Origin of the sequence: Streptomyces sp. NBC_01498 (assembly GCF_036327775.1) — a bacterium.
Taxonomy (GTDB): domain Bacteria; phylum Actinomycetota; class Actinomycetes; order Streptomycetales; family Streptomycetaceae; genus Streptomyces.
The window spans coordinates 1,643,305-1,663,746 of record NZ_CP109598.1; the positions used below are offsets into that span (position 1 = coordinate 1,643,305).

General features: G+C 71.3%; 12 protein-coding genes. 5 read left to right on the top strand and 7 right to left on the bottom strand.

Annotated elements, in window-relative coordinates:
* Positions 1-239 precede the first annotated feature (239 nt).
* Complete coding sequence (gene eccCa, locus OG875_RS06750) at positions 240-4,217, top strand: type VII secretion protein EccCa (RefSeq protein WP_330173319.1); 3,978 nt, start codon at positions 240-242, stop codon at positions 4,215-4,217.
* Between the two features lie 226 nt (positions 4,218-4,443).
* Here the strand turns inward: eccCa and OG875_RS06755 are convergent, their stop codons facing one another.
* The 6 genes from OG875_RS06755 to eccB all read right to left on the bottom strand — a co-directional run bounded on the left by OG875_RS06755 (position 4,444) and on the right by eccB (position 12,095).
* Positions 4,444-4,743, bottom strand: coding sequence for a WXG100 family type VII secretion target (locus tag OG875_RS06755; protein ID WP_330173320.1), 300 nt, complete (start codon positions 4,741-4,743; stop codon positions 4,444-4,446).
* 116 nt (positions 4,744-4,859) lie between these two features.
* Positions 4,860-5,222 carry a WXG100 family type VII secretion target gene (locus OG875_RS06760; protein ID WP_330173321.1) on the bottom strand — a complete coding sequence of 121 codons (363 nt, stop codon included), beginning with the start codon at positions 5,220-5,222 and terminating at the stop codon, positions 4,860-4,862.
* A gap of 87 nt (positions 5,223-5,309) precedes the next feature.
* Entirely contained in the window at positions 5,310-6,596 is a 1,287-nt protein-coding gene (locus OG875_RS06765) for a S8 family serine peptidase (RefSeq protein ID WP_330173322.1), read from the bottom strand.
* A gap of 1,829 nt (positions 6,597-8,425) precedes the next feature.
* Entirely contained in the window at positions 8,426-8,866 is a 441-nt protein-coding gene (locus OG875_RS06770) for a hypothetical protein (RefSeq protein WP_330173323.1), read from the bottom strand.
* Positions 8,867-9,169: 303 nt separating this feature from the next.
* Positions 9,170-10,552 (bottom strand): type VII secretion-associated serine protease mycosin, encoded by a 1,383-nt coding sequence (mycP, locus tag OG875_RS06775; protein WP_330173324.1) that lies wholly within the window; start codon positions 10,550-10,552, stop codon positions 9,170-9,172.
* 13 nt (positions 10,553-10,565) lie between these two features.
* On the bottom strand, positions 10,566-12,095 hold the full coding sequence (gene eccB, locus OG875_RS06780; protein ID WP_330173325.1) for a type VII secretion protein EccB: 1,530 nt from the start codon (positions 12,093-12,095) through the stop codon (positions 10,566-10,568).
* A gap of 181 nt (positions 12,096-12,276) precedes the next feature.
* Here eccB and eccE point away from each other — a divergent pair, with 181 nt between their 5' ends.
* The 4 genes from eccE (at position 12,277) to OG875_RS06800 (ending at position 18,874) form a co-directional block, all read left to right on the top strand.
* Positions 12,277-13,641, top strand: coding sequence for a type VII secretion protein EccE (gene eccE / locus OG875_RS06785; protein ID WP_330173326.1), 1,365 nt, complete (start codon positions 12,277-12,279; stop codon positions 13,639-13,641).
* The gene (locus tag OG875_RS06790) at positions 13,638-14,336 is read left to right on the top strand and encodes a hypothetical protein (protein WP_330173327.1); all 699 of its coding nucleotides are present in this window, start codon (positions 13,638-13,640) and stop codon (positions 14,334-14,336) included. The genes eccE and OG875_RS06790 overlap by 4 nt, the downstream gene beginning before the upstream one ends.
* Before the next feature lie 296 nt (positions 14,337-14,632).
* Positions 14,633-14,866 (top strand): DUF397 domain-containing protein, encoded by a 234-nt coding sequence (locus tag OG875_RS06795; protein ID WP_330173328.1) that lies wholly within the window; start codon positions 14,633-14,635, stop codon positions 14,864-14,866.
* A gap of 453 nt (positions 14,867-15,319) precedes the next feature.
* A complete protein-coding gene (locus OG875_RS06800) occupies positions 15,320-18,874 on the top strand; it encodes an SCO5717 family growth-regulating ATPase (protein ID WP_330173329.1) in 3,555 nt (1,184 codons plus the stop codon).
* A 195-nt stretch (positions 18,875-19,069) separates the two neighbouring features.
* On the opposite strand, the gene OG875_RS06805 is transcribed toward OG875_RS06800, so the two are convergent.
* Positions 19,070-20,023 (bottom strand): bifunctional riboflavin kinase/FAD synthetase, encoded by a 954-nt coding sequence (locus OG875_RS06805; protein ID WP_330173330.1) that lies wholly within the window; start codon positions 20,021-20,023, stop codon positions 19,070-19,072.
* Between the last annotated feature and the right edge of the window lie 419 nt (positions 20,024-20,442).

Genomic DNA, 20,442 nt, shown 5'->3' on the forward strand with positions numbered 1-20,442 from the left:
GTACGTCGGGCGCCGCACGCGATGTGCCGCCCGGTGACCCGCCGGCTCCGCCGAGTTGCCGCGTCGGACCCCGAATGACCCGGTTTTCGACGGAAGTTCACGCGTGCGCGCACGCGCCGGGCCACCCTACCGCCGGGCGGCGGACCGCCGCGCACGTAGGATTCTTCCCCGCGGATGGAGCCCGTCGCCACGGGGGCGCCGGTGGGAACTCTTCTGTCCGGCAAGGGAATTGGTGAGCTGTGAGTCAGATCGTCGTGAAGCGCCCGCCCCGGGCCCTGCCCGCCGACGTGCCCGGCGAGCAGGTGCAGGTACAGCCCCCTCCCCCGCTGCCCCGGGGGCAGCAGGAGGGCGCGCTGATGCAGCTGCTGCCGATGCTGGGCATGGGCGGTTCGGTCGTCTTCTTCTTCATGACGCCGAATCCGATCATGCGCATCATGGGCATGGTGATGATCGCCTCCACGATCGCCATGGCCATCGCGATGCTGGTGCGGCACCGGCGGGGCACCCAGGGGGAACTCGCGGACCTGCGGCGTGACTACCTCAAGTACCTGACGCAGACGCGGCGTACGGTGCTGAGGACGGCGCATCTCCAGCGGGACGCGCAGTACTACCTGCACCCGTCGCCGGAGCAGCTGTGGGCGCTGGTCGCCGAGGGCAGCCGGGTGTGGGAACGCCGCGTCGGGGACGAGGACTTCGGGCAGGTACGGATCGGGCTGGGCAGTCAGCAGCTCGCCACGGCGCTCATCGAGCCCGAGACCGCGCCGGTGGACGAGCTGGAGCCGCTCACTGCGGGGGCGATGCGGCAGTTCCTCACCGCGCACAGTGTGCTGGACGGGCTGCCGATGGCTGTCTCGCTGCGCGCCTTCTACCACCTGACGGTGACCGGCGAGACGGAGTCGGTGCACGCCACGGCGCGCGCGATGGTCGGTTCGCTGGCGTCGCTGCACTCCCCCGAGGACCTGGTCGTCGCCGTGGTCGCCGGACGGGGCGCGACGGCGCGGTGGGAGTGGGCGAAGTGGCTGCCGCACGCGCAGGCGCAGGGCCCCGGCGACGGGGCGGGCAGCCGCCGGCTCATCACGTCCGACGTGCGGGAGCTGGAGGAGCTGCTGACGGGGCGGCTGGAGGGCCGTCCGCGCTTCCAGCCGGGCGGTCACCCGCTGCTGGACCAGCCGCATGTCGTCGTCGTCCTGGACGGGCTGTCGCTGCCCCCCGTGTCGGCGCTCGCGTCGCCCGAGGGGCTCCAGGGCGTGACGGTCGTCGAACTCGTACCGGGCGAGGTCAACGGGGCGCGCGGCGGGCTGTCGGTGGAGGTGCACCCCGGCTCGCTGCGGCTGGAGTCGGGGCAGGGCATGGTCTACGAGGGGGAGCCCGACCGGCTGAGCCCCGAGGCCGCCGAGGCGCTGGCCCGTCAGCTGGCGCCGCTGCGGATGGCGACGGGCGGCGACGACGACGAACCGCTGCTCGCCAACCTCGACTTCACCGATCTGCTGAATCTGGGCGACGCGGCGTCCGTCGATGTCACACGCACCTGGCGGCCCCGTTCGCAGGCGGAGCGGCTGCGCGTGCCGATCGGTGTCGGTGAGGACGGCGCGCCCGTCATGCTGGACCTGAAGGAGGCGGCGCAGGAGGGCATGGGGCCGCACGGGCTGTGCGTCGGTGCCACCGGCTCCGGCAAGTCCGAACTGCTGCGCACGCTCGTACTGGGTCTGGCCGTCACGCATTCGTCGGAGACGCTGAACTTCGTCCTCGCCGACTTCAAGGGCGGCGCCACGTTCGCGGGCATGTCGCAGATGCCGCACGTCGCGGCGGTGATCACCAACCTCGCGGACGACCTGACGCTGGTCGACCGGATGGGTGACTCGATCCGCGGCGAGCTCAACCGCCGCCAGGAGATGCTGCGCGACGCGGGCAACTATTCCAACATCCACGACTACGAGAAGGCGCGGGCGGCGGGCTCCCCGTTGCAGCCGATCCCGTCGCTGGTCCTGGTCATCGACGAGTTCAGCGAACTCCTCACCGCGAAGCCCGACTTCATCGAGATGTTCGTCCAGATCGGGCGCATCGGGCGTTCCCTGGGTGTCCATCTCCTGCTGGCGTCGCAGCGGTTGGAGGAGGGCCGGCTGCGCGGGCTGGAGACGTACCTCTCGTACCGCGTGGGTCTGCGTACCTTCTCGGCGGCGGAGTCGCGCGCGGCGCTGGGTGTGCCGGACGCGTACCAGCTGCCGAACGTACCGGGTTCCGGCTATCTGAAGTACGGCACCGACGAGATGGTGCGGTTCAAGGCCGCGTACGTCTCCGGCGTGTACCGCGCCGACGCGCGGCCCGTCGCGGGCACCGGGGGGCCGCTGCCGGTCGACCGCAGGCCGGTGGCGTTCACCGCGGCGCCGGTGCCGGTGCACTACGTCGAGCCGGCCGGCCGGACCACGGTGCCGGACGCGCGCACCACGTCGGAGGACGACGCGCTGGCCGACTCGGTCCTGGACGTGATCGTGCGGCGGCTTGAGGGGCGCGGCGCGGAGGCGCACCAGGTGTGGCTGCCGCCGCTGGACAACCCGCCGCCGCTGGACGAGCTGCTGCCGGGGCTGTCGAACGTCGAGGGTCGCGGGCTGACGCAGCCGGGCTTCGAGGGCGCCGGGCGGCTGGTCGTACCGCTGGGTGTAGTGGACAAGCCGTACGAGCAGCGGCGCGACACGCTGTACCGGGACTTCTCCGGCGCGGCGGGGCACATGCAGATCGTGGGCGGTCCGCAGTCGGGCAAGTCGACGCTGCTGCGCACACTCGTCGCCGGGTTCGCGCTGACGCACACGCCGCGGGAAGTGCAGTTCTACGGGCTGGACTTCGGCGGCGGCGGCCTGTCGTCGGTCGCCGGGCTGCCGCACGTGGGAGGGGTGGCGTCGCGACTCGACCCCGAGAAGGTGCGGCGGACGACGGCCGAGGTGTACGGCATCCTGACGCGCCGCGAGGAGTACTTCCGTACGGCGGGGATCGACTCCATCAACACCTTCCGCAGGATGCGGGAACGGGGCGAGATCTCGGCGGCCGACCAGCCGTGGGGCGATGTCTTCCTGATCATCGACGGATGGGGCAACTTCCGCACCGACTATGAGGGGTTGGAGCCCGCCGTTCTGGAGATCGCGGCACGCGGACTCGGTTACGGCATCCATCTGGTGCTGACGGCGTCACGCTCCATGGAGGTGCGCGCCAACCTCAAGGACCACCTGATGAACCGGCTGGAACTGCGCCTCGGCGACACCATGGACTCCGACCTGGACCGCAAGGCGGCGGCCAACGTGCCCACGGGGGTGCCCGGACGGGGTCTGACGCCGGAGCGGCTGCACTTCATGGCGGCGGTGCCGCGCATCGACTCCATCAACTCCGACAGCGACCTGTCGGAGGCGACCACCGCGATGACGCAGGAGGTCACCCGGCACTGGACGGGGCCGGGCGCCCCCGCCGTACGGCTGCTGCCGCGCGAACTGGCGGCGGCGACGCTGCCGACAGGCGCCGATCAGCCGCACCGCGGCGTGGCGTTCGGGATCGACGAGAACCAACTGGAGCCGGTGTTCGCCAACTTCGACCGGGACCCGTTCTTCCTGGTGTTCGGGGAAAGCGAGTCCGGCAAGTCGAACCTGCTGCGGCTGCTGATCACACGGCTGTCGGAGCGGTACGACGGGGACGCGGCGAAGTTCTTCGTCATCGACAACCGGCGCGCGCTGCTGGACGTGACGCCGGCGTCGCACCTGGCGGAGTACGTGCCGATGTCGAACAACATGGACCACCACGTGGACGCACTGTCGGACCTGATGCTGCGCCGTACGCCGGCGGCCGACGTCACGGCGCAGCAGCTGCGCGAGCGGAGCTGGTGGCGGGGGCCGACGGTGTTCGTGGTCGTCGACGACTACGACCTGGTGTCGACCTCCAGCGGCAACCCGCTCAACAAGCTGACGGAGCAACTGCCGTTCGCCCGGGACGTGGGGGTGCGCTTCATCATCGCGCGCAGCGCGGCGGGCGCCAGCCGGGCCTCGTACGAGCCGTTCATGCAGCGGATGATGGAGCTGGGCGCGCAGGGCGTGCTGCTGTCGGGCGACCCGCAGGAGGGCGACATCCTGGGCGGCGTACGGGCCCGCCCGATGCCGCCCGGCCGGGGCGTCTTCGTCTCCCGGCAGCGGGGCAACCCGCTGGTCCAGACGGGGCTGATGCCCTCGCCGGAGGGGTGACGGGCGGGGGCGGGACCGGCTGAGGCGGTGGTGCCCGCGCGGTGGTGCCCGGGCGGTCGTGTCCGCGCGGTCGTTCCCGCGTAGACACGACGGAAAAGTGGATACGGCGGCGGGGGGCACCTCCCGCGCGTGCCCCCCGCCGCCGTCATGGTCGTGCCGGCGCTTCCAAACGAGTTGAGAAGACGACTCGAGAAGCCGGGTTTAGAAGCCGGGTTTGAAGACGGGTTTAGAAGTAGCCGGCGGACTTCCGGTCGCCCGCCTGGTACGCGGGGCCTGCCTCGCGGACCTTGCGGGCGATGTCCTTCAGCGCGTTGTGGATCTGACGCGTCTCGTTGTCCCACTTCTTGTGGGCGGCATCGGCGGCGGTCTTGGCCTCGCCCTCGAACGTCGAGGAGACGCTGCGGATCTTCGCCTGGATGGCCTCAAGGCTCTCGTCGAGCCGGTTGGCCTGCTTCTCGATGACCGAGGCGGCCTGCTCCAGCGAGCCGTACGTCACGACCATGGTGCCGTCGTTGTTCTGGGCCACGAGTCCTCCTGTTTCCTGTCGGTGTGGTGGGTGGTGCGCGGTGGGTGATGCGGTGCGCGGTGAGTGGTGACTGGTGTGCAGTGCGCGTGAGGTGCGCGCGGTGAGGTGGACGGCTGTCAGTAGCCGGAGATGTTCGACGTCGCCTTCGCCGTGGCGGCGGAGTCGCCGGAGAAACCGGCGGTCACGTCGACACCGTTGAGGGCCGCGTAGACCTCGTCCTCGGTGTTGCCCGCGGTGGTGCGGGTGACCTGGATCGCTTCCTGGAAGTTGAGCAGCATCTTCGCGATGCGGACCATGCCCGCGTTGATCTCGGACTGCTTCGCGTCGAACGCGCTGGCTCCGATGCCCTTCCAGGCACCTTCCAGGCTGTCGATGACGCCCTGGAGGTTCTTCAGTTGTCCCTTGACGTCCTCGAACTTGATCGTGATCTCGTCCTGGAAATCCTTGAGACTCTGATCGCCGACCTTCTGGACTGCCATATGTCAGTCTCCTTTTTGTTGGTTTCGCAGCTGCTCGTCAGTTGCTGCGTGGGTGTTTCGGTGAATGGTCCGGGCGTGGACGTACGTTCACGCGGTGCGGCGTTTGCGTACGACGGCGAAGGCGCTCCCGGCCAGTACGGCGACGACCGCCGCTCCGCCGAGGATCAGCCCCCAGGGGCTGTCGTCATCGGTGTCGGCCGCGGCGTTGGCCGCGTCAGTGTCCGTGTCCGTGTTCTTCGCGGTGTCCGCGCCGGGCTTGGGCGGAGTGGACGCGGAGCCGTCCTTCGAGGAACCCGAACCCTCCGGCGATTCGTCGGCCGTGGTCCGCTCGTTGGTGAGCGGGCTGACGTCCGGATCGCCGGGCTTGCCGATGCCGCGGTTGATGGCGGCGTTGGGGCGGACGATGCCGTGGCCGAGGAAGTTGCTGACGGTGCCGGGCTTCCAGTCGTCGCCCCGGCCGGCCGACTCGAACATGACCCGGAGGACCTGGTTCGCGGTCCAGTCGGGGTGGGCGGACCAGATGAGGGCGGCGGAGGCGGAGGCGAGGGCGGTGGCGGCGCTGGTGCCGCCGTCGCCGTCGCAGTACTTGGTGAAAGTTTCGTCGCACCAGCCGGGGATGTCGTTGCCAGGGGCTGCGATGTCGACGAAGTCGCCGTGCTGGGAGTAGGCGGCCACCTTGCCCTCGGAGTCGGATGCCGCGACACCGACCACCTCGGGATAGTTGGCAGGGTACTCAGCCTTGTTGGCCTTGTCTCCGGTGTTTCCGACGGCAGCGAAGAGCAACTTTCCCTTTTCGTGGGCGTACTTCACCGCCTCCTTTTCCTGGTAGCTGAGGAGCTGACCGCCGATCGACATATTGATGATCTTCGCATCGCCGTCAGCCGCAGCACGGATGGCATCGGAGTTGTCAAAGGAGTTCGATTTGTGTCGCTCCTGGAAAGGCTCGTCAGCTACACGCAGGGGGATGACCTTGGCTCCGGGAGCAAGCCCCTGAAGGCCGCCGCCTTCGCCGGTGCCAACGATCAGTTCGGCCATCGTTGTTCCATGGCCTTGATAGTCGTCTGTCGTGCCGTCTGTCTCCGTCGCGTCCCAGCCCTTCAAGACCTGCCCTTTGAGGGATGGGCTCGAGGCGTTGACGCCGCTGTCAATGACGGCAATCTTGATACCCTCGCCCGTGGTCGACTTCCAGATGTCCTCAACACGCATCGCGTCGAGATACCACTGCTTCGACTGGGTATCGGCGGCTGCCGCCACCGGAGCGACGCCACCTACGCTCAGCAGCGAGGCTCCGATCGCAGCAACCGCGAGCAGCGGACTGCGGCGTAGGCCGTATGACACGGCTCGCTTTCGGCCCTGGCTCATTCCTGCCGTCATTCCGACTTCCGAACCTTCCGCTGTGTCTACTCGATGACTGGTGGCACGGCAGCACGGCGTCGCACCGTTTGCGCCTCTGCGTCGTCCGCCCGGTCTTCCGGACGGGGCTGTCCGGGCCGTTCTTGCTCGTCGCGGTCCGACTGCCGACCACGTCGGCTGCCAGACAGTCCGGACCCACCGGCGGTGAACCCGCCCGCGCCGCCACTGATGGGCGTACCGCCACTCCGTGGATTACCCACGACTCCGTTGGAATTGGGCGTGCTCACACTCCCTGCGGGTCTCGCCGATGACGTTGAACGGCCAGGCATCGCGCTCTGGCCACCAACCACGTTTCCACGAGGAATGCGCGACCCGGAAGTGCCCCCGCCGGAGGCACGCTGCGGCGTCCCACCCACAATGCCGCTGCTCCGGTTGGCAAGGGGTCCGGAAGACGTTCCTGCACCGGATCGGCCGACTACGGATTGCCCTCCTGAACTCGGGCGGCCGACCACGGGGCTCTGGCCGGCTCTCGACGCTCCGCCGGCCCCTGCACCGGGGCCCATGGCAGTCGGCCTACCAACCGGGGAAGACGACCTGTTCGCCCCTGCGGCCCCCGAGGTACCGCCGCCCATCGCAGTCGGCCGGCCAACCGGCGAGGACGACCTGCCCGCGCCTCCAGTCCCCGAAGCACCACTGCCTCCGCCCAAAGCGTTGGAGCGCCCCAGGGGCCCCGTGCCGCCGCCTCCCGTGCTGGTCCTCGCGACAGGACCCGCCCCTGGGCCCCCTCCTCGCGGCGGGACCGAAGGGCCCGGTCGAGCGGATCCACCCCGTGGGGGAGAACCGAAGCTTGGCCCCAACGGTAGAACCTGGCTGTTTCCGGCCGGAGGACCGCCGCTCACTGGGGTAGGCGGCGTGGAGCCAGGGCTACTTGTGATGGGTGGCAGTGTCGCAACACTGTCGATCTCCATGGAGGTGCTGGGGGTGGGCCTCACGGGGACGAGACCGTCCGTGTCAGTGCGGGGTGCCCGGTCCTTGCCCTCTCCCTCGGCCCGTACTGCGCTCGACCGCTCAGCCGACGAATCCCGAAAGTCCGCTGGCTCGTAGCCACCTGACTCGGAAGCGCCTTCGCGCCATCCTCTGGACGGCTCCGGCACCGCCGCCCCCAGCATCTTCGGCAGTTCCGGCTCCTTCACCCCCGCCAGTGACTGCTCCGACACCGCGTAGAACGACGCCAGGCGGTTCATCTGGTTGATGGCCTCCTGGCGGTTCTCCTCCGCCTGTACGGCCTGCTTGTACTCCGGGTTGTCGTCGCGCTGTTCCGTGACCGGGAAGTCCTTCGGCGCGCGGCGGTCGGCCCGGTTGTCGCGAGGGGGCTTGGCGCTGCGGACCGAGGTCAGGCCGGTGGCCGCCACGGACATCTGGGTGCCGACGACGTTCGCGAAGGAAGCCAGGCCCCAGGCGTAGCCGGCGAGTTCCTGGCCGTAGCGCTGGAACTCCGTCGCCGCCTCGCTGTGCCAGTCCGTCGCCTTGACGAAGTCGCTCAGACCCTGCGCGGCCTCGTTGAGGCTCGTCTTCGCCCGTTCGAGGTTCTCGCCCGCCTTCTCCAGGTCCGAGGGGTTCGCACCGTCGAGAAGGTCGAGCATGTCGTTGAGCGCCCGGTCCTCGAAGCTCGTCCTGGCGAAGAGTCCGCCGGAGATCCCGAAACCGAAGCCCCAGTCGTCCAGCTTCGCCACCGCGCGCTCGGCCGCGTCCGTCGTGCCGAACGCCGTCTCGATGCGGTCCGTGTCCTCGTTCTGCTGCCGCTCCTGGGGGGAGAGCGGCGGCGGCTGCGTTTCTTCACTCATGGCTCGTCACCCCAAGTCCTTCGTTCCGCTCGTGGCGTCCTGGCGCGGCGCCTCTGCCGCTTCGGACCGCTCCTGACGCCGCTGCCGCTCCTGTGCCTCGCGCTGCTCGTCCAGACCTGTCTGAATGGTGTGGAATCGGTGGCGCAGATCGTCCTCGACGTTGTCGTAGCCGACGTCGGCCGCGTGCACACCGATGCTCAGCAGCTCGATCTGATCACCGAGGGACTTGGACAGCGAGACCAGCGACTTGTGCACCCGGTTGTACTGCAACGAGAAGCCCTCGGCCTCGTCGAACTTGCCGGGGCCGCTGAACGACGAACGCGGCACTCCCTGGGACGCGATCTCACCCGTGCCCGCCGCGCCGCCCTCGAACTCCGAGAGCAGCGAGTTGATCTGACTCTGGAACCTCTTCAACGCCCCTACGCCGCGTTCGAGATCACTCGCCATCGGAGCCCCCGCTCACGCCACTCACCGACTCAGGCACGATCCCCGTTCCTCTCCCCGTCTTCTTCAGCTGGCTTGGTCTTCTTCAGCTGTCCTGCTCCGCGATCACGGCGGACCGGTGCGTTCAGGCAGTCCCGCGCAGTCCCGCGTGCTCTCGCCCGCTCCCGCGCACTCTCGGTGACCGACCGGTGATCGCTCGGTACCACTCTAACTACTCGCCCGTAGACCTCTAAGTGCTTTGCGTGCCCTGTGACTTGACTGACGCGCCGGAACCTTCGTCCGTTCCACGGGGCCCACCCGTGACGTTCACCGGACCTCCCCGACCCGTCGCGCCCGGCGGCGTGCGTCGCGCAGCGCGACGGAACCACCCGTGATCGCCGCCACCAGGACGACACCTCCGACGACGACGTACGTCGCGAGGCGGGAGTTGCGTTCCTCGGCGGTCTCACCGAGATGCACCTCGGCCGCTGTCGGCGCTTCGGCGCGGGTCACTCCTTCGTGTGGCACCGGTTGCTCGACGGGCTTCTCATCCTCGGTCAGCGCGCGGACCGGATCCACCACTCCCCAGCCGACGAGGCGGTCGCGGCCCGGGATGGCGCGTTCCGCCGTCTGCTGGATCTGCGCGACGATCTGCCGCTGCGTCCAGGTGGGGTGTTTGCTCTTGATCAGGGCGGCGATTCCCGCGACGTACGGGGCGGAGAAGCTGGTGCCGTTGTCGGCGCAGTGGCCGCCTCCGGGGACGGTGGTGACCATGTCCACCCCCGGCGCGGCGATGCCCACGAACTCACCCGACTGGGAGAACGAGGCGCGCTCGTTGTTGCGGTCGGAGGCGGCGACGGCGAGGACGCCGTCGTACGACGCGGGGTAGGTCTCCTTGACCTCGCCGTCCAGGCCGTCGTTGCCCGCCGAGGCGACGACCACGATCTCCGCCGCGAGAGCCCGGTCCACGGCCTGTTCCAGCTTCGGTGTCGGCTTCAGGGCGTCCGTCGTGTCCTGGGAGATGTTGATGACGTCGGCGTCCTGCTCGATCGCGTGGTCGATGGCGACGGCGAGCGTCTCGGCGGTGCCGTTGCCGAACGCGTCGTTCTGCTGGATCGGAATGATCCTGGCGCCGGGCGCGAGGCCGACGAAGCCGGTCCCCTCGCCGGTGCGCGCCGCGATGATGCCGGCGACCTTGGTGCCGTGGCCGACGATGTCCGTGGTGCCGTTCTCGGCGCCCCGATCGAGCTTGTTGCCGTTGTCGTCCGCGGCGTTCGGCGGGATGAGGTTGCGGCCGCTGCCGACGTCCACCGCCTCGGCGAGCTGAGGGTGCTTGACGTCGACGCCGGTGTCGATGACGGCGACGCGCACGTTCTTGCCGGTCGACTGCTTCCACAGCTCGTCGAGCAGCACCCGCTGGAGCGCCCACGGCTTGCCCTCGTACCGCTCGCCATCGAAGGTGCACTGCCCCGTGTCCGCCGCTGCGGTGGGCGCCGGCGGCGTGACGAGGGCGAGCGCGGCGAGGCCGAGGACCGTCGCCACCGTGCCCAACGTGCGCCACGTGGGTGGGGAGTTGGTGGTGCGCGCGGCCGACCGGGGACGGGCAAGGATGCCGGTGTGGGTGCCTGTCCCGATGCCTGTCCCAGTGTCGGTTCGGGTGCCGGTGCCGGTGTGGGCGTCTGTGCAGGTGTCGGTGTCGGTGTGCGTCATGACTGCCCCCGACCTACGAACCCTGCGGCTGACGGGCGTCACCGGTCGACAGCCTCGGCCCCGTCGGGAGGAAGGCGGACCAGGCGGCGGGCACCGGTGCGGCGTCCACGTTCTGGTAACCGAGCCGGTTCTGGGCCTTCCGTACCTCGGCCTGGCTGTTCTGCTTGTCCTTCTCCGAGCCGGAGTCACCGATGCCCGCGTCGTCGGTCGCGTTGTCGCCGTTGGACTGCATCGCGTACCGCAGACCGGTGTCGGTGACCAGGAAGAGAAAGCCGGACTTGGTCGAACCCCCCGTGAACTGACGGAAGAGCTGGCCGGATCCGGGGGTGACGTACGCGCTCGTCGCCCCGGTCGCGAGCGGCGCCGGGAAGCCGGTGCCGGCCCAGGTGCTGAGGGTCGACTCGCCGCTGTCCTCGTCCACCTCGCGCAGCACGCTGCAGACGGTGTCGCGGCCGGGCTCCGCCGCGCCGACGGAGTTGACGGCGTCGGGCATGCTCTCCGGCCAGTCCTTGTCCTGGCCGAACGGGGCACCGGGCCGGAAGGTCGCGGCACTCACGGACGTGGCTTCGCCGCTTCCGCTGACATCGATCATCTCCGGGCTGTCGAGCAGCAGGTGCGCGGTGAAGTCGGAGACTGGCGCCACCCGGCCCGCCAGAACGACGTAGTACTGGTTCCTGGTGCCGTTCGTGGCGGTGAGGACGGTGCCGACCTTGTCGAGCCGGGGAGCCAGGTCGCCCCCGACGCCCGCGTCGACGCCGGGAGTCTCCCCGATGTCGGGGAAGCCGATGGGGTCGCCCTCGTGCAGGGTGTCCAGCCAGGCCGCCGAGACTCGCTGGGGCTCACGGTCACCGCCGACGAGTACTCGCAGCAGCACGTCGTCCTTCGCGTCCACGACGTACGACGTGCCCGTCCGGTCCACGATGTGGCGCGTCTTGTCCGGCCCCTCCACGTAGAGCAGTTCACCGCCGGTGAGCCGGCTCGGGCCCTCCGTCCTGTTCCGTTCGCGCTCCGCGAAGACGAACGCCGCCTTCTCGATGGCCCGGCCGCCCTCGCCGGGGCGCTCGCAGACCGCCCAGCGCTTGGCCGCGCCGGCCTCCTTGGCGTCGGGCAGCCGGTCGGGGGCGTAGGGGATGCCGAGAGTGGCCCCGTGCGGGATCTTGCCGTTGTCGAGCACGGACTCGTCGACGTTGATGACCTTGCCCTTGTCCGGGTTCAGGAGCAGTTTGGCCGACGACATGTTGAGCACCGGGTGGAGCTGGATCTTGCCCTTCGTGTCCAACACCACGTAACGGGTGGTGGACTTGCTCGCGATGATGACGTTCTCGCCGGGCGTGTTCCACTGCTTGGGCGCCACCGGCTTGAACATGCCCCAGGCGCCGAAGACCGCGAGGATGACCACGGCGACGATCATCCCGGGGACCACGCCGCGCAGCGGCCGGGGCGCGCCCTCCTCGGAACCGGTCGAGTTCGGCTGCACGAACTGCGCGATGAGCCTTCGCTTCGCGAAGGTGTAGGCGTTGAGTTCGTCCCGTCGTGATGCCATCTGTCCGCTGTCCCTCTCCCCCACTGCGCGGCCGGCGGGCCCTCCTCACAGGGAGGGTTGCCGTGGTTCCGGCCCCCTACTATGCATGCTGGCAAACACCGAAGGCTGCTCAGGTACGCTGACCGACCGGCCAACGGCCCACGGGGAAAAGGCCATTAGGGACAGAGGGGGCAACGCGGGGATGGGTACGGCGACGCGCCAGCGCGGTGGGCGGACATCCGGGCAGGCCCCCGGTTCACCCGGATCGTCCCGGAGGGAACGCCGCGACGCCCGGGGTTCCGACCCCTCGCTCACGTCGGCCGCGACGGCGCGCCCCGTGCCCGCCACGACCACCCTGCGGCCGCTCTCCCGTACCGGCCACATCGGCCCTTTCCAGCTGCGGCAGTTGGTGCTGGTGGAGCTGGCACTCGCACTGGTCGCCGGGGGCCTCGTGCTCGGCGGACTGTGGATGATCCCGGCCGCCGCCCTCGCCTGTGTGCTGGCCGTCTTCGCACTTCTGCGACGACGGGGCCACGCCGTCCAGGACTGGCTCGCCACCGTTCTCTCCCTTCGCGCACGTGAACGGGCGGCGAACCCCGCGGCACCGGACGTCGACCCGTCGCTGGCCCCGGTCACCGAGTGCCTTCCGGCGCTGCGCCCGTACACGTACGTCGACCGGGACCGCCGCACCGTCGGAATGCTCGGCGACGGGGGCTTCCTGACGGCGGTCGTCCGTGTCGAGGCGAGCGGGTCCGCGCTGCGGCCCGCCTTCGGGGCGCGTGCACTGCCGCTCTCGCTCCTCGGCGGCGCCCTGGAGGTCGACGACATCCGGCTGGAGTCGGTGCAGTTGGTGCAGCAGGTGCGTTCGGCGCCGGCGCCCCATCTGCCGGCCCGGTCGGTGGCCCGGCTCTCGTACGTACCTCTTCAGGAGAAGACCGGCGCCCCGGCCCTGCGCCTGACCTGGGTGGCGGTGAAGCTCGACCCCGAACTGTGCCGGGAGGCGGTGGAGGCGCGCGGGGGCGGCGTCGAGGGCGCCCAGCGCTGCCTCGTGCGGGTCGCGGACCATGTGGCGAGCCGGATCACCGGGGCGGGGTTCCGGGCCGTCGTCCTCGACCAGGAGGAGCTGAACTCCACCATCGCGACGTCCGCCTGTGCCAGCCCCGTACGCGCCGCCCTCGTCGGCCGCCCCGACGTCGCCCCGACGCGGCGCACCGCCGAGACGGCGCGCGTCTGGCGGTGCGACGACCGCTGGCACACGACCTACGCGGTGAACAGGTGGCCGGAGTTGGGGCGCGGGGCGGCGCCGCTGCCCAAGCTGGTGTCACTGCTGACGGCCACCCCGGCGTACGCGACGACGTTCAGTCTCACGCTGCGGCGCGGCGCCCATCTGGGAGCCATGAACGTGAACGGCCATGTACGGATCACGGGCGGCAGCGACACCGAACTGGTCGGCGTACGGCGCCTGCTGGAGCAGGCCGCGCGGTCGGCGAAGGTGGGTCTCGTCCGCCTGGACCGCGAGCAGTTGCCCGGTGCCCTGGCCACTCTTCCGTTGGGAGGCGCGCGATGAGCGGGCTGCGTACCCTGCTCGGCCCCCGCCACGCGGGACACACCGTTCCCGCCGACGCGCTCGGCGCGCTGACCCTGCCCGTCGGGGACGACGGCGTGGTGATCGGTGACGACGCGGAGGGCCGCCCCCAGTTGGTGGGCTTCCACCGCTCCGCGCCGTACGACGTGCTGCTGATCGGCGGCCTCTGGACGGCGCAGGTGATCGCACTGCGCGCGGCGGGCACCGGGGCGCGTGTGGTGGTCGAGACGGGGCGCGCCCAGGCGTGGACGTCGCTGGCGCAGGCCGCCGGCGCGGGCCTGGAGTGCATCACCCTGCACGACGTGGGGCGGGTGCCGCCGCAGGGTCCCACGGTGGGCAGCCCCGTGGTGGTCGTACGGGACGCGGGCATGCGACCGCCCCGTGGCCGTGTGGTGTCGGCGCCGTGGCAGTCGGTACTGACGTTGCTGCCGTATCTCAGCCCCGTGGCGCCCCGGTTGATGCGGAACTCGACGCTCGTCGGCGTTCAGCGGGTGTCGCCCCAGGAGGCCGGACAGATCGGCCGGATCCTGGGACTGACGACCTCGGAGAGTGAAGCGCTGCCGACGCTGGCTGACGGCGTCACCCTGTGGTGCGCCGGCCGCGAGCGGCACTGGGTGATGACGAGCCCCACCGACGCCGAGTCGGGACTGCTGGGCACGGCTCGCAGGATGGACTGAGGCACGCCCCGTACGCGGGGCGGGGGCGGAGCGTACGGGGCGTGGCGCGGTGCGTGCGGTGTGAGGTGGAGGGTGCCGGGCGGCGCGGGGTGAGACGGGGCGTACGGGGCGTGGGCAACGGTGCGGGCGTACGGAGCCTGCCTGCCCGGCGGCCCGGTGGGAGTGACCCGACGGGAATCGCCGGACCGCACGTGCCCGGCGGTTCTAGGATCCGTAGGAGCGCGCGTCGGCGGCCTGTCCGGGCCCCACGCGTGCGGATCGCTCAACTCAGCCGTTTCGAAGGGAAGGCCAGACCGATGGGGACCGCGCAGGAGAAGGACGAGTTGTACGCCCTCGACATCTCGGCTGTCGAGTGGCTCAGCGCCCCCGGCACCAGCGAGGACGAGGAGCGGGTCGAGATCGCTCATCTGCCCGGTGGGGCGGTGGCGATGCGGTCGTCCCTGGATCCCGACACCGTGCTGCGGTACACGGAGGCGGAGTGGCGCGCGTTCGTACTGGGCGCGCGCGACGGGGAGTTCGACATCAAGTAGCGATCCTCCGCCGGAGGATCTTCACGGCGGGATCGACAGAAGCGGCGGAATCCGTCCGGTCCGGGCGCGGCGGTGCTCCGCCCCGTCCGGACGGGGCCGCGTTCCCCGAGCCGATACCGGATTGCCCCGAGCCGATACCGGATTGTTGGACGGTGCCCGGGGGTACGGCGAACGGGCAGCCGTTCATGGGCTGTTGTCACGGTTCGCCCGACTGTCGTCCTGACCGCCTGCCGTACCCGGATCACCCGGCGGCGGGGGGTGGCGCACGGGGCGGCGGACGACGGGCGGTCGGGCCTGCCGGAGTGGGCTTGCGGACGATTAGGGTGGGTCGGGGCGCACACGAACCCGCAGGCACGTCGGGAGCGTCCCAAGGGGTAGAGCCGGGCTGATCGAGCACAGCGGTCGCCCCCACCCACATCGGCACAAGGGTGCTCGACCACACCAGGAGGCAAAGTGAACAGCGATCGGGACGAGATCCGTGGGGACTGGAACAATCCCGTCGATGATCAGTCCGACGCGGAGCCCGTCGACCTGACGGGCGAGTTCACCATCGACTACACGCCGCCGGCCTGGTACACGCAGAACCCTTCGGGGGACACGTCGGGCGACGGTGCGGGCAGTCGGAGCTCAAGTCCTCCGCCGCCGCCTCCGAACGGGGCGCCGGTGGCCGTACCGGGGCTGCCTGCGGGAAGCGGGTACGAGCCCAACTGGCAGCACCGGCAGGCCCCCGCACCGCCGTCGTCGCCACCGTCGTCGCCGCCTCTGCCGCCGTCGGTCGATCCGGCTTCGCCCGCGACGGCGCCCGCGTCGGCCTCGGCCGGTGTCCCCACCGATTCCACCCACGCCCCCGCTGATTCCGCCGCTGCCGCTTCGGGCGGCGCCGCCACGGCGCCGGAACCGTTCGCGCAGCCTTTCGGCGCGGGTGATCTGGAAAGCGGGGCCACGATGCGCTTCTCCCCCGCCGCGCTGAAGCGCGAGATGGCCGAGATCGACGCCGCCAAGGAGGCGGAGGCCGCAGAGGCGGCGGACGCGGCGAAGGCTCCCGCCGACAGTGAGGCGAACGACGGGGCCACGGACGAGGGGGCGCCCGACGGGGCGGCTGACGTGGCCCTTGACGGTCCTGCCGGTTCCGGCCTGGCTCTCGGCCCGGACGGGGACTCGCCCGTCGGCGCGAACGACAGCGACAGCGCGAACGACAGCGACGAGCACGCGAACCAGGGCCGGGACGAGAGCTCCGGGGAAGGCGACGAGGGAGAGGTCAGGGGCGCCGAAGAGGACGCGGACGCAGCCGAGGACGCCCCGGCCGGAACCGCCGAGCCCGAGGTTGATGCCCAGTCTGTGAACCCGGATGCGTCGCCCGCGGGCGGCAGCGAAACTCGCGAAGGCGACAGCGACGTCACCGACTCCGTGGTCGACGGGGCCGCGGCAGACAGGGCAGACGCGCCGGGCGACGTCCAGGATGCCGAAGACGCTGACGACGCCGAGAGCGCCGAGGGCCGCACCGCTGAGCCGGCCGACGCGGTCGACGAGCCCGCCGACGCCGTCCCGGCGGACGACGCGGCCACACACAGCGTGTCGGACGCGGTCCCGGACGGGCCGTCGGACGCCCGCCCCTCGCTGGACACTCCCGCCGCCGCACCCGCGCCTGCACTGCCGTGGGCCACGTCCCCCGCGGGACCGGACTCCGCGCTGCCCCCGTTGCCGCCCGCCTTCCAGCCGGCCGCCCCGGCCGCCGCGCCGCAGTGGCCCGCCCAGCGGACCTCGCCCGGATACCACGCCGCGTCGCAGGGGCAGGGGCAGTCGCAGCCGCCCGCGATCCCGGCTGCTCCGGCGCCCGCGCCTCTGCCCGTTCAGCAGCACCAGCCCCAACTGCCCCCGGCCACGCCCGCCGTGTCGGCAGCCCCCGCCGCGACGGCGCAGCAGAGCGGCTACGGATTCCCGCAGCACGGGCAGCCCGGCCAGCCGGGCGGGCCCGCGCCTGCCAACGCGGGGCCCAACGCCCCGTACGCGCAGAACGGTTACGGATTCCCGCAGCCCGGACAGCAGGGCCAGCCGGTTCCACCCGGCCAGCAGGGGCAGCCCCAGCCCGTCCAGGGTGGTCAGCCGGGGCAGCACGCGCCGCAGCCCGGTTACGGATTCCCACAGCAGGGGCAGCCGGGTCAGCACGGACAGCAGAGTCCGCAGAGCCAACCCGTTCAGCACGGCCGACCCGCCCCGTACGCCCCCGGACAGCCGTCGCCCCAGGCGCACCAGCACCAGCACCAGCCGCAGCCGCAGAACCTGCCGGCGACGGCCTCGCCGGCGCCTCAACTGCCCGCTCAGCAGCACCAGCCGTACCAGCAACAGCCCCCGCAGGGCAGCGCGCCCGGACACGCCCCCGACGCCCCGCCCGTGGACCCGCGCTCCGGGCCCGGCTGGCCGACGGCGATGGCGCACGACCAGCGCGAGCGTTCGATGCCGGGCGCACCGCTCGGGTACACCGCCGCCGTCGAGTTGTCCTCCGACCGTCTGCTGCGCAACACCAAGCCGAAGGCCAAGAGCAGCCGCAACCCCTCCGGCGTCTCCCGATTCAAGATCGGGGCGAAGAAGGAGGAGGCGGAGCGGCAGCGCAAGCTCGAACTGATCCGCACGCCGGTGCTCTCCTGCTACCGCATCGCGGTCATCAGCCTCAAGGGCGGCGTCGGCAAGACGACCACCACCACGGCCCTCGGTGCCACGCTGGCGACGGAGCGGCAGGACAAGATCCTGGCGATCGACGCCAACCCGGACGCCGGTACGCTCGGCCGGCGCGTACGGCGTGAGACCGGCGCGACCATCCGGGACCTGGTGCAGGCGATTCCGTATCTCCACTCGTACATGGACATCCGCCGGTTCACCTCGCAGGCGCCGTCCGGGCTGGAGATCATCGCCAACGATGTGGACCCGGCGGTCTCCACGGCGTTCAGCGACGAGGACTACCGGCGCGCGATCGAGGTTCTGGGCAAGCAGTACCCGATCATCCTGACCGACTCGGGCACCGGCCTTCTCTACAGCGCGATGCGTGGAGTGCTGGACCTGGCGGACCAGTTGATCATCATCTCGACCCCGTCGGTCGACGGTGCGAGCAGCGCGAGCACGACGCTGGACTGGCTGTCGGCCCACGGGTACGCGGACTTGGTGCAGCGTTCCATCACGGTCATCTCCGGAGTGCGCGAGACCGGAAAGATGATCAAGGTCGACGACATCGTGCAGCACTTCCAGACGCGCTGCCGGGGCGTCGTGGTGGTGCCCTTCGACGAGCACCTGGCGGCCGGGGCCGAGGTCGATCTCGACATGATGCGGCCGAAGACGCGGGACGCGTACTTCGGCCTGTCCGCGCTGATCGCCGAGGACTTCGCGCGCGCCCAGCAGCAGCAGGGGCTGTGGACGGCGGACGGCAACCCGCCCCCGCACCTCGCGCCGCCGATGCCGGGGCAGCAGGGCGCGTACCAGGGGCAGCCGGGCCAGTACCAGGGCCAGCAGCCGTACGGACAGGCGCCGGGGCAGGCACCGGGGCAGCCGTACGGGTACCCGCAGGCACAGCCCGGCCAGCCCGGCCTCCCCGGTCAGCCCGGGTACCCCGGGCACCAGGCGCCGGGGCAGGAGCCGTACGGGTACCCGCAGGCGCCGCAGGCTCCGGGGCAGTACGGGCAGGGCCAGGCCGCCGGACAGGCTCCGGGCCAGCAGCCCGGCGGCCCCGGCTCCGGCCCCGCTCCCGGCCAGCACTACTACCCGCAGCAGCCCTATCCGCAGCAGCAGGGCTGGCAGCAGTCGCTGCCCTCACAGGCCCAGTCATCCGGCAGTCCGGCCGGGCTGCCGGCGGGCCAGTACCCCGGCTCGCCGCAGCACCAGCCCCAGCAGCCTCAGCAGCAGCCCGCACCGTCGGGGCAGCCCGGCCAGCCCGGACAACGGGAGTTGCAGGGGCCGGTTCCCCCCGCCGGCTGGTCCCAGCAGGAGCCTCCGGCGGCCCCGCCGGCGCCTCAGCAGTAGGACGACGGGGGTTGAAACCGATGAGCGCCCGAACCGGTCTGCCGGTTCGGGCGCTCATCACGTTCTCCCGGTCCTGCGGGGCCGCCGGAAGCCAAAAGGGACGCTCTGACCCGCGCCCCGCCCCCGGTCCGCCCCGCGTCGCCACGCGCGCGGCCCCGGCAACGGTGCGCCGGGCCGGGGCTTCGCGCGGGCTCGTCAGTGTGCGTCGTAGGCCGCGACAAGGTCGCGTGAGCACTTCACGTCATCGGCGATGGCTTCGAGGAGCGCCTCGATGGAGTCGAACGTCCGCTGGGGGCGTACGTAGGCCAGGAAGTCCACCCCGGCGTGGAGCCCGTACAGTTCCAGCCCCACACGGTCGATGGCGTACGCCTCCACCGTCCGCTCCGTGCCGTTGAACTGCGGGTTCGTGCCCACCGAGATCGCCGCCGGCATCCGCTCGCCGTCGGCGGTCAGCCAGCCCGCGTACACGCCGTCCGCCGGGACGGCGGTGTGGGGCAGCGTCTCCACGTTCGCCGTCGGGTAGCCCAGCTCACGCCCGCGCTGCGCGCCGCGTACGACGACCCCCTCGACCCGGTGCGGCCTGCCCAGGATCTCGGCCGCGCCCGCGACGTCGCCGTCGGCGATCAGCCGCCGGGCCAGGCTGGACGAGAAGGGCTCGCCGTCGCCCGCGGCACCGGTCACATACAGGTCGATGACCTCGACCTCGTAGTCGTACGTCGCGCCCAGCTCGGCCAGGAGCGCCACGTTGCCGGCCGCCCGGTGCCCGAAGCGGAAGTTCGGCCCCTCGATCACGGCGCGCGCGTGCAACTTGTCGACCAGCACCTTCGCGATGAAGTCGGCGGGCGACACCTTCGAGAACTCCGCCGTGAACGGCTGGACGAGTACGGCGTCCACGCCCAGCCCCGCCATCAGCTCGCCCCGCCGGTGGTGCGGCGCGAGCAGCGGCGGATGGGTGCCGGGCCTGACAACCTCGCTCGGGTGCGGGTCGAACGTCACGACCACCGAGCGAAGACCCAGCTCGCGCGCCCGTTCGACGGTGCGCCCGATGATCAGCTGGTGCCCGCGGTGCACCCCGTCGTAGGAGCCGATGGTGACGACGCTGCGTCCCCAGTCCCGGGGGATGTCCTCCAAGCCGCGCCAGCGCTGCACTGTGACCGCTCTCCTCACCCGAACCCATGTACCCGAATGCCTCTTACGCTGGTCTAAGACTGCCATGCCCGTCGCTTTTGACCGGCATCGGCATCGGCAACAGGGGAGCGGGCGCCCTCACGGCCCGGCCCGCGCCGACCGCCCGCCGCCGAGCACACGCCGCCAACGTCTCCCGGCGTGCCCCGTGACCGTACAACTGCCGCGACGTGACCGGTGAGTTGGGGCGCCCGGAGTCCGGCGACGACCGCGTCGCGGTACGAGGCCACCGGCCTCACGCAACAGGTCTCACGAGAGGTCCCCCCGCGACGCCGGTGCGCCGTGTGCGGGGCCGTGTCCGCCACACCGCCCGCCCGCCGGAGAACGCAGCCCTTCCCGGGCGTCAACTCCGGAACACGGTGCCCGAGTTGACGCTTGGGCGA